This window comes from Alkalibacterium sp. (assembly GCF_046484155.1).
In the GTDB taxonomy this organism is placed as follows: Bacteria; Bacillota; Bacilli; order Lactobacillales; family Carnobacteriaceae_A; genus Alkalibacterium.
In genome coordinates this window covers 1-14,730 of record NZ_JAWOBT010000074.1, presented here as the reverse complement: position 1 = coordinate 14,730, position 14,730 = coordinate 1, and the positions used below count along the sequence as shown (strand labels likewise).

At 41.3% G+C, this 14,730-nt stretch carries 10 protein-coding genes; 3 read left to right on the top strand and 7 right to left on the bottom strand.

What is annotated here, in order from left to right; all coding sequences use genetic code 11:
* Positions 1-490: 490 nt before the first annotated feature.
* Both R6U02_RS05630 and adhE read right to left on the bottom strand, forming a co-directional pair.
* The gene (locus tag R6U02_RS05630) at positions 491-1,495 is read right to left on the bottom strand and encodes a potassium channel family protein (protein ID WP_410262657.1); all 1,005 of its coding nucleotides are present in this window, start codon (positions 1,493-1,495) and stop codon (positions 491-493) included.
* A 258-nt stretch (positions 1,496-1,753) separates the two neighbouring features.
* A complete protein-coding gene (adhE, locus tag R6U02_RS05625) occupies positions 1,754-4,351 on the bottom strand; it encodes a bifunctional acetaldehyde-CoA/alcohol dehydrogenase (RefSeq protein WP_410262656.1) in 2,598 nt (865 codons plus the stop codon).
* 334 nt (positions 4,352-4,685) lie between these two features.
* Between adhE and pflB the strand changes: the two genes are divergently transcribed.
* From pflB to R6U02_RS05610, 3 genes are all read left to right on the top strand, one after another.
* Positions 4,686-6,947: a formate C-acetyltransferase gene (gene pflB / locus R6U02_RS05620; RefSeq protein WP_410262655.1), complete on the top strand. Its 2,262-nt coding sequence runs from the start codon at positions 4,686-4,688 to the stop codon at positions 6,945-6,947.
* A 36-nt stretch (positions 6,948-6,983) separates the two neighbouring features.
* Positions 6,984-7,736, top strand: a complete 753-nt coding sequence (gene pflA / locus R6U02_RS05615; protein WP_410262654.1) for a pyruvate formate-lyase-activating protein — start codon at positions 6,984-6,986, stop codon at positions 7,734-7,736.
* A gap of 138 nt (positions 7,737-7,874) precedes the next feature.
* Positions 7,875-8,801, top strand: a complete 927-nt coding sequence (locus R6U02_RS05610; protein WP_410262653.1) for a manganese-dependent inorganic pyrophosphatase — start codon at positions 7,875-7,877, stop codon at positions 8,799-8,801.
* Between the two features lie 1,026 nt (positions 8,802-9,827).
* Here the strand turns inward: R6U02_RS05610 and R6U02_RS05605 are convergent.
* The 5 genes from R6U02_RS05605 to dapB all read right to left on the bottom strand — a co-directional run bounded on the left by R6U02_RS05605 (position 9,828) and on the right by dapB (position 14,678).
* Positions 9,828-10,796, bottom strand: coding sequence for a hypothetical protein (locus tag R6U02_RS05605; protein ID WP_410262652.1), 969 nt, complete (start codon positions 10,794-10,796; stop codon positions 9,828-9,830).
* A gap of 180 nt (positions 10,797-10,976) precedes the next feature.
* Positions 10,977-12,029 carry an alanine racemase gene (alr, locus tag R6U02_RS05600; RefSeq protein WP_410262651.1) on the bottom strand — a complete coding sequence of 351 codons (1,053 nt, stop codon included), beginning with the start codon at positions 12,027-12,029 and terminating at the stop codon, positions 10,977-10,979.
* A complete protein-coding gene (locus tag R6U02_RS05595) occupies positions 12,026-13,186 on the bottom strand; it encodes a M20 family metallopeptidase (RefSeq protein ID WP_410262650.1) in 1,161 nt (386 codons plus the stop codon). Before R6U02_RS05595 ends, alr begins: the two co-directional genes overlap by 4 nt.
* Before the next feature lie 37 nt (positions 13,187-13,223).
* Complete coding sequence (gene dapD, locus R6U02_RS05590) at positions 13,224-13,940, bottom strand: 2,3,4,5-tetrahydropyridine-2,6-dicarboxylate N-acetyltransferase (protein WP_410262649.1); 717 nt, start codon at positions 13,938-13,940, stop codon at positions 13,224-13,226.
* A 3-nt stretch (positions 13,941-13,943) separates the two neighbouring features.
* On the bottom strand, positions 13,944-14,678 hold the full coding sequence (dapB, locus tag R6U02_RS05585) for a 4-hydroxy-tetrahydrodipicolinate reductase (protein ID WP_410262648.1): 735 nt from the start codon (positions 14,676-14,678) through the stop codon (positions 13,944-13,946).
* Positions 14,679-14,730 lie beyond the last annotated feature (52 nt).

The following is a 14,730-nucleotide window of genomic DNA, read 5'->3' as shown; positions in this document are numbered from 1 at the left end:
ATTTTTGTGTTTTTAGGACGAGAAAGGTCATTCCGTGCCCTTCATGAGGAGTCAACCAGTGTGAAGGGCACGCACTAGCGGATTGCGTGCCCTTCATGAGGAGTCAACCAGTGTGAAGGGCACGCACTAGCGGATTGCGTGCCCTTCGTGAGGAGTCGGCCAGTGTGCAGGGCACGCACTGGCGGATTGCGTGTCCTTCATGAGCAATCAGCTAGTGTGAAGGGCACGCACTGGTGGATTCCGTGCCCTTCATGAGGAGTCGGCCGGTGTGAAGGGCACGCACTAGCGGATTGCGTGCCTTTCGTGAGGAGTCAGCCAGTGTGAAGGGCATGCAATGGCGGATTCCGTGCCCTTCGTGAGGAAGCAGTTGGTGTGAAGGGCATGCAATGGCGGATTCCGTGCCCTGCACCGGTATATTTCAGGAACGAAGGGAACAGAAAAAAAGAAGCAGGGTAGAAAAATCTACTCTGCTTCTTTACCGTTAAACGAACTAGGACCCGGCTAATTTTTTCAGTTTATTGAGATTATTATCGTCTCCGAGTGCAATCAAGGTTTGACCAGGTGTTAATAAATGATCTTTAGTCGGATTGAAGATGATGTCATCATCTTCTTTTTCTTTGACCGCAATAATAATAAGGTCTGTCTGTTCAGGAATGTTGGCTTCCATTAAAGTTTTGTTACTTAATATGGAAGACGGGTGAATCACTACTTCATTTAGGTTCAGATCGATTTTTCCTGAATGCGTAATGGTGTCTAAAAAGGCAATAACGTTAGGCTTTAAGAGCATCGTTGCCATACGGTGTCCACCGATTTCATTCGGTGAAACTGTTTTGTCTGCACCCGCACGAATGAGTTTTTCGTGAGAGTTATGCGTAATGGCTCTCGCTACAATGAGTAAATCGGGATTTATTTGACGAGCAGTCAGCACGGTATAGAGATTATTAGCATCACTATTCAGTGTCGCTATGAGCCCTTTAGCCCGATGTATGCCTGCTTTTTCAAGGGCTTCATCTTGCGTGGCATCACCCTGGAAAGCAATGACATTTTCATACTCTTTTATCGCTTCTAATTTATCTTCTTCAAATTCGATAACGACGAAATCGACTTTTTCCTTTTCGAGTGACTGTATGATGTGCTGACCCGTTTCGCCCGCTCCACAGACAATAATGTGATCTTTTAATTGGCTAAGCTGCTCATTCATCCTTTGTTCCCTCCAAGCTTCTCGTAATGTGCCTCCAAAGAAGAATCCGACTAATTGCGAACCTGAATACCCAATGATTCCTAAACTAAGAAAAATAAGAGCAATCGTAAAAAGTTGGGCAGGAACAGTTAGTGGGGCCACTTCTTGAAAGCCAACGGTGGAAATCGTTATAACTGTCATGTAGAAGGCGTCCATTAGAGTGATATCGAGTAATAGATAGTAACCAATAATTCCAACGATTATAATAGTGACTAGTAAATATAAGATGTATAAGGTACGTTTATGCTGTTGCACGTGATCAACTCCTAAGTTGCTAAATGTGTCTTAGGTATCCGTCATTATTTTATCACGTAATGAAAGAAAGATATAGGTTTAGTTTGTTCTTTTCTAAATTTCAAGGAAGAAAGTGGTGAGGAACAGTGGACTGCTTTCAAAAAAGATGTTGGATAGAAAGCATCTAGATTGAGACAGATTACGGCTTTTATTAAAAATGAAAAAAGACGAGACTGGGATCATTATCCCAGTCTCGTCTTTGACTAAAAATTTATTTGATTAACCTTTGAAAGCAGCTCTGTAAACTTCTGCAAGTTCTGTGACTAGAGGTAATTTAGGGTTAGCATTTGTACATTGGTCTTCAAATGCACGGTCAGCCATAGCGTCGACAACTTCTTCAAAGTCTTTACTATTAATATTGTTCTCTTTAAGACTCATTGGAATGTTTAATTCTTTTGCTAAGTCATAGATGGCTTTGATCAAGCTTTCTACGCCTTCTTGGGTTGTTTTAGCAGGTAAGCCTAAAGCTTTTGAAATTTGAGCATATCTTTCGTCAGCAATAAAGTGTTCATACTTAGGAAAGGCAACAAATTTTGTCGGCATTTTAGCATTATAGCGAATAACATGCGGCAGTAAGACTGCATTTGCACGACCGTGAGCGATATGGAACTGTGCGCCCAATTTGTGAGCTAAACTATGGTTGATGCCTAGGAATGCATTCGCAAAAGCCATACCAGCAAGCGTTGAAGCATTATGCATTTTTTCTCTAGCGAGTTCGTCTGAACCATTATTGTAAGCTGTTGGTAAATACTCAAACACTAATTGCATAGCTTTGATAGCTAATCCGTCTGTGAAGTCATTTGCCATGTTAGAAACATAAGCTTCGATAGCGTGTGTTAATACGTCCATTCCTGTATCAGCAGTCACGACTTTTGGTACCGTCATAACAAACTGAGGATCGATGATAGCTACGTCTGGAGTCAACTCGTAATCTGCTAATGGGTATTTTGTTTGCGTTTCAGTGTCTGTAATAACTGCGAATGGAGTTACTTCTGAACCTGTTCCTGATGTTGTAGGAATAGCAACAAATTGAGCTTTTTCACCAAGAGTAGGGAATTTATAAACACGTTTACGAATATCCATGAATTTTTGTTTGATACCATTGAAGTCAGTATCTGGGTGCTCGTAGAATAACCACATACCTTTAGCAGCGTCCATTGGAGAACCACCACCCAGGGCAATAATGACATCTGGTTCAAAGGCAGCCATCGCTTTTGCGCCTTTTAAAACTGTATCTTTTGATGGATCAGCTTCAACTTCGGAAAAGATTTCGCAGTGAACATATTCCGGACGGTTTCTTAAGTGGTAAAGTACACGGTCTACATATCCGAGTTCAACCATCATTGGGTCAGTAACGATAAAGGCTTTTTTGATATTTGGCATTTTAGCTAAATATTGAACAGAGTTACGTTCAAAATACACTTTTGGTGGAAGTTTAAACCATTGCATATTGTTTTTACGTGAAGCACGTTTTTTAACATTTATTAAGTGCATAGTGCTGACATTTGTTGACACGGAATTCCCTCCATACGATCCACATCCCAGAGTAAGGGAAGGGAGATAAGCGTTATAAATATCACCGATGGCGCCTTGACTTGATGGAGCATTAACGATTACACGTCCGGCTTTCATACGACTATCGAATGCTTTAATAACATCATCATTGTTGGAATGGATGACAGCAGAGTGTCCCAGACCTCCAAAAGACAGCATTTCAGTTGCACGCGTAATACCTTCTTCAGAACTGTTTACTTTATAGGCAGCAAGAACGGGACTCAATTTCTCTCTTGAGAGAGGGTAGTCAGTGCCGACGCCAGCATATTCAGCAATCAATATTTTGGTTTCTTCGGGAACCTTTACACCAGCCATTGTAGCGATCTGATAAGCAGAACGGCCAACGATTTCCGAATTCAACTGATTCGTTTCTGAAACCATTAACTTTTCAACTTTTACTCTGTCATCATTGTTCAAGTAATGACAACCAAAAGCGATCATTTGTTTTTTAACGGCATCATAGATTTCTTTGTCAACAATGACTGCTTGTTCAGACGCACAAATCATACCGTTATCAAATGTTTTTGATAAGATCAAGTCGTTTGCCGCTCGTTTAACATTAGCTGTTTTTTCTATATAACAAGGTACATTACCTGCACCAACACCTAAAGCTGGTTTTCCTGAACTATAAGCTGCTTTAACCATGCCCGGGCCACCAGTAGCCAGGATCGTTGCAATGCCAGCGTGTTGCATTAAAGTTTGTGTTGCTTCTAGTGAAGGCTTTTCAACCCACTGGATACAATTTTCAGGTGCGCCAGCTTTTACGGCTGCTTCGTATAACAGTCTTGCTGCTGTAGAACTTGATTTTTGAGCAGAAGGGTGGAAAGCAAAGATAATAGGGTTACCTGTTTTAATTGCAATCATTGATTTGAAAATAGTTGTTGAAGTTGGGTTAGTGACAGGTGTTACCCCGGCAATGACGCCAATAGGTTCAGCAATCTCCACGGTACCTTCGTGAACATTTTCGTTGATAACACCGATCGTTTTATCGGATTTGATATTGTGGTAGATATATTCAGAAGCGAAGATGTTTTTGATTATTTTGTCTTCATACACACCGCGTCCCGTTTCTTCAACAGCTAATTTTGCTAATGTCATATGATTGTCTAAACCAGCAAGAGCCATTTCTTTTACTATAGCATCTACTTGTTCTTGGTTCAGTTTAGATAAACCTTCCAGAGCTTGTTTACCTTTCGTGACTAACTGATCGATATCCTCGTAGACACTTGTTTCCTTTTTGCTTTTGTCTAAAACTTTAACCATAATCATTTCCTCCTTGATATAGTGAAATACTGAGCAATGTAGTTCAAAAATTAAAATCTCTTCCCAATTATAACGAAAGTTCCTGGAAAAGACTAGTAACATTGAAATTTATGCGATTTTTCTTTCGTTTATTTACTACAACTCTAGAATAACATAGTGAATCCGCTTACAGTAATGCTTATTTGTGTCGATATTGTGACAAATTGAGCATGGAATGCGAAACGTTGATACACCAATGAAATGTTATATAATGTTCACGTTTTCACTTGTATAAAGTGAGCGAATGTGATAGTATGAACTTGTTGATAAACAGATAAATAAAGGAGAATTGATTATGGAAAAACAGCGTACTGAAGATATTTCTTTGGAATCGATTTGGAATGGTTTTATTGGAAAACAATGGAAAGAAGAAATTGATGTTCGTCATTTTATTCAAAGCAATTACCGTCCCTATGATGGGAATGAAAAATTTTTAGAAGGTCCTACTAAAGATACAGAAAAATTGTGGGATCAAGTTATGGACTTAGACAAGCAAGAACGTGTTGCCGGTGGCATATTAGATATGGATACAGAGGTTGTTTCTACAATAACATCTCATGGCCCAGGGTACTTATCAGAAGATTTAGAAAAAATTGTCGGTTTCCAGACAGAAAAACCGTTCAAACGTTCACTCCAACCGTTTGGTGGAATACGCATGATGGAAGTAGCTGCTGAGTCTTATGGTTTTGAAGTGGATCCTTTCTTATCACATGTATTCAGAGACTGGAGAAAAACACATAACCAAGGAGTGTTTGATGCGTATACACCTGAAATGCGTGATGCACGCCGTACAGGTATCATCACAGGACTTCCTGATGCATATGGCCGAGGACGTATTATAGGAGACTACCGACGCGTAGCACTTTATGGTGTTGACCGACTAATTGCTGAAAAAGAAGCAGATAAAACAAAATCTGATACAGCAATGATGGATGAAAAAAATATCAAAAAACGCGAAGAAATCAGCGATCAGTTAAAAGCCTTACATGAATTAATAGAATTAGGAAACATTTATGGTTTTGACATTTCACGTCCAGCACAAAATGCAAGAGAAGCCTTCCAATGGTTATATCTTGGATACCTTGCAGCTGTTAAAGAACAAAATGGGGCAGCCATGTCACTTGGCCGTACTTCAACTTTCCTGGATATCTATATTGAGAGAGATCTTAAAAATGGTACGATGACTGAAGTCGAAGCTCAGGAATTAGTGGACCATTTTGTTATGAAATTACGTTTAGTTAAATTTGTCCGTACACCTGAATACAACGAACTATTCTCAGGAGACCCAACATGGGTAACTGAAGCTATTGCAGGTATTGGTTTAGACGGTCGTCATATGGTTACTAAAAGTAGTTTCCGTTTCTTAAATACTTTGACTAACTTAGGATCAGCACCGGAACCAAACTTGACTGTGTTATGGTCACCAAAATTACCTCAGTCATTTAAAAATTATTGTTCGCGTGTTTCAATTGAGAGCAGTGCGATTCAATATGAAAATGATGATATCATGCGCGAAGAGTGGGGCGATGATTACGGTATCGCCTGTTGTGTGTCTGCTATGCCGATCGGCAAGCAAATGCAGTTCTTTGGTGCCCGTGCCAACTTGGCAAAAGCATTATTATATGCTATCAATGGCGGTGTCGATGAGAAAACTAAAACACAAGTTGGACCAAAATTCCGTCCAATCACTTCTGAATATCTAGATTACGATGAAGTGACTGAAAAATTTGATGACATGCTGGATTGGCTAGCAGGTATGTACATCAATACACTGAATATCATTCACTACATGCATGATAAATACAGCTATGAAAGCTTAGAGATGGGCTTGCATGATTCAGAAGTCGTTCGCACAATGGCTACTGGTATCGCTGGTTTCTCTGTAGCGGTCGACTCACTTTCAGCTATTAAACATGCTGATGTTAAAGTTATCCGTGATGAAGACGGCTTGGCAGTCGATTACGAAATCGAAGGCGACTATCCAAAATACGGTAACGATGATGATAAAGTGGATGACATTGCAGTAGAATTGCTTAAAAAATTCATGAGTAAAGTTAGACAATTCCCAACTTACCGCGATGCTACACATACAACATCTATTCTAACCATTACATCAAACGTTGTTTATGGTAAGAAAACAGGTAATACACCCGATGGACGTCGTCAAGGCGTACCGTTCGCACCAGGCGCTAACCCATTACACGGAAGAGATTCAAATGGTGCTTTAGCAAGTTTGAACTCAGTGGCTAAATTACCGTACAAAGAATCATTAGACGGTATTTCCAATACCTTCTCGATCGTACCTAAAGCTTTAGGTAAAGAAGACAGTGTACAACAAAACAACTTATCAACAATGCTGGACGGATACGTTAAAATGGGTGGACATCACTTGAACGTGAATTGTCTAAACCGTGAAACGTTAGAAGATGCTATGGAACATCCGGAAGAGTACCCACAATTAACGATCCGTGTTTCCGGGTACGCAGTTAACTTCACCAAATTAACTAGAGAACAACAAATGGATGTCTTGAATCGTACATTCCATGACACAATGTAAGTAAAAAAGTTTAACTATTCGTAGGGGGAAGTAAATATGACAGAATCACCAATAGGATATGTACACTCAACAGAAAGCTTCGGTTCTTTGGACGGACCAGGGATTCGCTTCGTAGTCTTTATGCAGGGATGTCGTATGCGTTGTGAGTTCTGTCATAACCCTGACACGTGGAATATGGGCGGCGGCACACCTTTTACACCTCAAGAACTCCTTGATAAAGCTTTGAAATACAAAAGTTATTGGGGTGAAGAAGGAGGTATCACCGTTAGTGGTGGGGAACCGCTTATTCATATTGACTTTCTAATCGAATTCTTTAAATTAGCTAAAGCGGAAGGCGTCAACGTTTCGCTAGATACGTGTGGACAGCCATTCACTTATGACGAGCCATTCTTCAGCCGCTTTGAAGAATTAATGAAATACACTGACTTGGTCTTAATGGACATCAAACACATTGATAATGAGATCCATAAGAAATATACGATGCATTCCAATAAGAGTATTTTAGATATGGCGAATTACTTGTCTAAAGTCGGCATTCCTATGTGGTTAAGACACGTTTTAGTTCCAGGCAGGTCTGATTATGATGAACATCTGGAACGTCTGAGCGATTTTATCGATCAGCTGGATAATGTGATAAAAGTAGAAGTTTTACCTTATCACCAACTGGGCGTCTACAAGTATAAAGAACTTGGTATTCCGTATAAACTGGAAGGCGTTGAACCACCTACAGCGGAGCGCGTTGAAAATGCAAACCGTATATTAAAAACAAGTAAATATCAAACGCAGTAAAAATAAAACTATGTTGACTGTTTCGTTCGGTGAAAGCCTCGCTGGATGAACGTCAGCATAGTTTTTCATTTTATTGAAATTTATGATTTTTTACGATATTCTATGAATAAGCGAATTTAAACTAAAAGGAGAATGACAGTGAGTAAAATACTTATATTTGGACATCAAAGTCCTGACACAGATGCCATTACATCAGCGATTACCTTTTCATATCTGCAAAATAAATTAGGCAAAGAGACAGAGCCCGTTGCTTTAGGGAAAACAACAGACGAAACGCAGTATGCTTTAGATCATTTTGACGTTGAAGCCCCGCGAATCATCACTACAGCTGCACAAGAAGTACAGGAAGTGATGCTGGTCGACCATAATGAAGCACAGCAAAGTGTACCGGATATTGACAAAGTTAAAGTGCTAGCGGTCGTCGATCATCACCGCATTGCAAATTTCCAAACGGCGAACCCGCTTTATTACCGTGCCGAACCTGTCGGGTGCACGAATACGATCATTTTGAAATTATTCAAAGAAAACAACATAGAAGTGCCTAAACACATTGCCGGTCTGATGCTTTCAGCAATCATATCTGATACGCTGTTATTCAAATCTCCAACCTGTACAGCAGAAGATGAAAAAGCCGCAAAAGAATTAGCTGAAATTGCGGATATCGATATAGAAGCTTACGGTAAAGAATTACTTAAGGCTGGCACGGATACATCAAGTAAAAATGCAAATCAAATTCTCAATGATGATGCTAAAAACTTTCCGATGGGCGAACTAACTGTCCGCATCGGTCAAGTAAATGTTGTAGACGTGGATGAAATATTAGCTCGTAAACAAGAATTACTGGACGAAATGGCAGCACAAAGCCAAAGCAACAGCCTTGATTTGTTCATACTGGTGACGACAAATGTACTGGATAGTGATTCGGTCATGCTTGTTTACGGCGAAGAAAAAGCTCAGGTAGCAGATGCATTTAACAAAGAAATGAAAGATGACACCCTATACCTTGAAGGTGTGGTTTCCAGAAAGAAACAAGTCGTTCCACCACTTACTGTACAATTTAGTTAAGTTATATAAGGAAAAGACAGCCTCAGATGAGGCTGTCTTTTCCTTATAGGGGTCCATGAAAGCAGATCGCTTTAAAAATAAACCATATTTTGATCATTGAGGTTGTAAAGTAGTGAATGTTGCTAATTAACTTAACTTAGGAGGAGGTCCATTTATGTCATTTGGTTTTCATTAAATCATTAATTATTAAACAAACAAGAGTAAGTTAGTTCAAAGAAATACAATGACTTGAAGCCATATCGTCTTGATATGGCTTCTTTTTAAACTACAATATTTTCCAATATACCGAGACCATGAGATTAGAATGTTAGTCAGGTCATTGAGAGACTTAACGCAATCATTACAATTATTGCGTTGTCTATTGCGATATTTTCTATTACGTTTTACCTTCACGCCTCCACATTCTCAAGCACCTCCCAGTTCAGTATTCAGCATTTGTTTAGGAGGATGGTTAAAATAGCAAGAATCTATACGCAAAGAACCTGATTAAAAGATAGTAGAGTATACTCGCTTGCCGGCGAGTATGTACATAATTTAATTGAAACCTCTTAAAGTGCTGAAAATTTTGGATTTAAGTGCAAAATCGGTGATATTATTCAACAACTTGATACAAGGGCGAAGTTAGGACTAACTCATTAAAAATTAAAATGTGAGCAGGTACTAAGGGCATCAGTTAGTGCTTACTGATTTACACCATTTTACTGAGCAGGTCTTAAAGAGGGGCAGTAGTGATCAGTCAACGAGCGAATCAAAGTGAGCAGGCACTATAGGGGCTCTATAGTACCTGCTCAAACTAAAAGAGAGTTTGAGTATTAATTAATTGACTCTTTAAGTGACAGTTCGATACTTAAAGTCTTTTGAGCGGGTACTAAAAGGTGACTATACGTCCAGCTAAAGATGATCAATAGCTTCAGTAGAAACTTATTTTTACTCATATGGCCACTGAAACTGCACTCTTGGTTCAGTTGCTAGTAAAAATGATGGAATGCAGTAAAAAAGAGGATCTTCGTTGGAAGGTCCTCTTTTTTAAACATCGACGGATCGTTTTTGTTTAATGTAAGTATGTTTTATCCAAAGAAGCATATCCAGCATTGCTCTACCAGAAACGGTGGCTAGAAATGCCGTTGCTCCCAATTTCCCTCCAGAACCATCAAAGAGTGAGGCGACAGCGATAAATAAGATGGCAGTTAAAACGGTTAAGAAAAACAGTTCAGTATAGGTTCTCGCTCTTTCTTTGGATACCATACCTGTGAACGTCGCGCAAAAAGCGGCAACAACGATGATGTGATTGGTTTGTGGATGCAATATAGCAATGGTTAACCCCGCTAAAGCAGAGGCGGTCACCGCATCCAATAAAAACAAGTCCCGCAACAGATAGGTAACCATTCCGGCAAAAATAATTATTAAAAATAAGGGGAGGTATAGATCAGGTGAGAGTGGCTCCAATGTTCTAAAGGGTGACCTGAAAAGCAGAGAAGCAATAAAGGTGCCACAAAAAGCCATAAACCCTAATTTTCCGCCATACCCCTTGAATAATTGGGCAGATAAAATGAATAAACCTCCTGTAATGAGACTGGCCAGGATGAATGATAAGGGATTTGAGAAGATCACGTTACACGCCATCGAGACAAATGAGCCACAATAGATAGCGGCTGCATAATTTTTCATAAAATAGGCGCCACCTAAACCAGTGAGACTTGAAGCGAGGACATTATTCAAACCTAATTGGTGATTCAATATGAATGTGATGAAAGCTCCTCCGACAAGTGCCAACAGAATGTTCAAATTCTTTGGCTGGCTAAGCTTTACGGGTTGTTTTAATTGACACTTTACACAACGCCATTCGATTCTTAATTGTTTTATGAAGAACAAACCTGAAACACCCAAGAAAATGAGTGATGCAGTACTTAAATGAGCAACATTACCATATATCATCGAGTAAAAAAGGTAAGAAGCAAAGAAAGTGAAAATCAAAAAACTGCTTGCGAGAACCAACGTGGCCACTCCTTTCTATTTTTTACAAAACAAAGAAAGTATGTACCAACAAATGCGCTGTAACCGTTTTATTTAGTTCATTTTATCACATACTAGTATGTTTTTGAAATCATTTACACAACCTTTGTCAAAAATCAGTCAAAAAAACAGAAGAAACAAGAGCGTCTCTTCTGTCTGATACTATTTGATTATGGTTAACTCAAAGGTCTGCTTGTTCAGACTTGCCATTTGTTGAGAAAAAGGGCCGATGCCTTGACTGGCGAATAAATCAAAACGCAGTTCATCGTTATAGAGGATGACTGAGTCACCAATTTCGACATCGTTATCTACCTCTATCAAAATATGACTCATCATTACCGAGCGGATCGGGTATTCTTTGCAGTTAATCAAAACAGGGAAATTTTTCCGTGCTTTCAGCAGGCCGTTACCATATCCGATATCACAGACGGCTATCTTTGTATCTTTCTCGATTTGGTAATCTGCTGAATAACCAATCGTTTGCCCGGCCGCGACCGAGGTCAATTCAATGACAGTGGCTTCGATGCTGACCACTTGTTCGGCGATAGAGGCATCCAAGCCTTCATAGTAAGGACGAGCCCCATAAAGGATGACGCCTCCCCTTATATGTGTATGCTGAGGGAGCAGGCCATCCCTTAAAAACGAAGCACTGTTCTGTGCATGAATGTACTTCAAGCCAGGAAGATATCCCTTTAGTCCTTCTATAACGGTTAGCCATTTCTCTCTTTCTTTTTGATATCTGTCAACGCCAAAGTCATCCGCGGAAGCAAAATGCGTCCAGATGCCGTTAACGTTCAGTTCTTTATCATCCAATATGTGTTTCATATCAGCGATGCGATCAAAGCCTAATCGGTTGAGGTCGTTTCGGAAAACCAGTTGAATCGTTATCCCTCTTAACTCGTTTTTGAATTTTTCATAATAGTCAAAGGACGAAACGGTCAAAGCGATATCGAATTCTCTCAAGAGCGCAAATTCCATACTGGGATCCAGTAATAAGATAAAGATATCGCTGTTCCATTTTCTCAGTTGGATCGCTTCAGACAAGACCGTTGTCGAAAAGGCACGAATGCCACCTTCGTAAAACGTCTTATATACGCGTTCCAGGCCGTGATTATACCCGTCGTTTTTCACTACTGCAATGGTATCAGCTTTTGATTGGATAAAGCGAGCTTGTCTGATCAGTCGTTTTTCGTTAAGGGTCAATCGTGCGGTCATTTGACCACGCCTAACGTATGGGCAATGGATTGGTAATACTTCACGCCGTTGAGCAATATGGCTTCGTCAAAATTGAACAGGGAAGTGTGCAGACCATGGATATAGCCCTTTTCTTCGTTACGCACACCCAAGAAGGCGAAATTAGTTTTAGCTACCGATTGATAGAATGAAAAATCTTCGCCGAAAAGATAGGGGACGTCAAGCAAGTCAAGGTTTAAACCGGCTTGGTCGGCACTTGTTTTGACTGTTTCAAGCAAGGCTTTGTCATTGTATACGGCCGGGTAACCTTTAGCAAAGTCCAGAGAAGTTACCGTGTGATGCAGGGCGTCTGCACTGGCCACGATGGTTTCCATTTTTTCCTGAATGTGTTTCAGATCTTCGGGAAAGTAGGTCCGGATGGTTCCGTGTAGGTGTCCGTCTGATGCAACGGTATTGATCGCTTCACCTGCCTGCAGTTGGCCGATATGCAGAATGTTCTGATGCAAGCCGTTTAAAAAATATTGCTGGACTTGAGAAAGCTGCGTCGCGATATGGATGACGGTTCCCAAGGCACTGAACCCTTTTTCCTTTTGAGCCACGTGGGCAGAGAGGCCTCTGACAGTGATGCGGTACTCTGTCGCACTGGCCATCAAAAAGCCATGTCTCGTCGCTAGTGTGTGTTCCGGCACATCAGGCCCTAAATGGAGGCCGTAAATTCCGGTGATCTGATAGTCTTCAAAGGGAAAGGCCTGGATGAGAGCGTCAGCTCCGGCATTTGATTCCTCAGAAGGCTGGAATATCAGCAGCATATTCTTTTCGAGCAAACCTTTATCCTGCTGTTCTTTGCACCACTCCGCAAACGTCAGCAGTATGGATGCATGACCATCATGACCGCAGGCGTGCATGACACCTGGATGCTGCGATTCGAATGCGACACCGGTTTCTTCCTGAATGGGCAGAGCGTCGATGTCTGCACGAAAACCGACCGTTTCTTTTGCGGCCGAAGTGCCTTCGAAATAGACAACGGTAGCTGTATCCAAAGGTGTGAAGTAGGGTATTGAGAGAGTGTCTAGCGTTGTTCTGATATAGTCTGTGGTTTTATATTCTTTAAATGAAAGTTCGGGTATCTGATGTAACTGTCTACGGTGAGTCGTGACTGTTTCGAGTAAGCGAGTCATACGTTCCTCCTGTAAGTATTGGTATGAATTGAATTCATTATGATTTAAGTTCTCTCAACGCTTGAATGATGGCTATTTTTTCTGAAGCCACTTCAGACGTGTTCTTTATTTTTCTGGCAGGAACACCGGCGACGACCGTATCTTGTGGCACGTCTTCAGTGACGATGGCACCGGCAGCTACGACAGAGCCCTTGCCGACCGTAATGCCTTCAAGGATCACTGCGTTCGCCCCGATCAAAACATTATCTTCAATGACGACAGGTTTCGCATTGGCAGGTTCTATGACACCTGACAGTACTGCACCTGCACCGACGTGGACGTTTTTGCCGGTAATGGCGCGCCCACCCAGAACAGCACCCATATCGATCATGGTTCCTTCGCCGACGACAGCTCCGATATTTATCACGGCACCCATCATCACAACGGCGTTTTTACCTATGGTCACATGATCACGAATGAAAGACCCCGGTTCGATGCGGGCATCCACCTGAGAAAGGTCTAAAAGCGGGATAGCCGAATGTCGCCGGTCCTGTTCGATAACCCATTCACTCATAGCTTCTTCATGGTCTGCAAAGAAAGGCTGCCAGTCTTTCAAGTCTGCAAACAAGGTGAAGCTTCCCTCTGAACCGAATACTTTAAAAGACCCGGGGAAGTCGTCTCGTTTAAGCTCTGTATTGACGTAAATTTTTAACGGGGTCGATTTTTCTGAATCGCTGATATATTGGATGATTTCTTCTGGATTAAAGTCTTTCAAAGGTCACACTCCTAAATTAGTATACGTATAAAAGCCTTTTTCTTTTGTTACCAACCGTTCAGCGACTTTCAAAGCGCCGCGGGCAAAGATGTCTTTGGATTGCGCTGAATGTTTGATGGAAATCACTTCGTCGTGACCGGCAAACAACACTTCATGTTCACCCACGATGGTGCCACCACGGATGGTTGAAATGCCGATGTCTTTTTTGTCGCGTTTCTGGGAGACCTGGCTGCGGTCATAAACTGTCTGAGCATCGGGACGGGCCTTTTCAGTGATCGCGTCAAGCAGTTTGATCAACGTTCCGCTTGGGGCATCGATTTTCTGATTATGATGCTTTTCGATCATCTCAATGTCATAGTCATCCATGAGCGGGGCGATGGTTTCGAGCAGCTGCGTTACGATGTGGACACCGTAGCTCATATTGGCGCTGAAAAACACGGGAACCTGCATCGCTTTTTCGTCCATCAATGCAAGCAGCGTCTCCTTGTCACCGGTGGTCGCAATCACCATCGGGACGTTGAGATCAGATTTTAAAAGTTCTTTGGTCAAGGTCGGGTGTGAAAAATCGATCACACAATCGGTTTCGGGCAATGCTTCATTTAGTGACCCGAAGAGAGGATAGGGACAGTCCTTTTCCTCCGTTGGCGTGACTGCTCCAACGATGGTATGTCCGGTCACTTCAGCGAGTTTGGCTACGCGTTTGTTCATCGTCCCGTATCCGACTAGTAAAAACTTCATTTTAGGCATCCTTTCTCGTGTGATCGAAGAGCTCAGTTAAACCGTTTTGAGC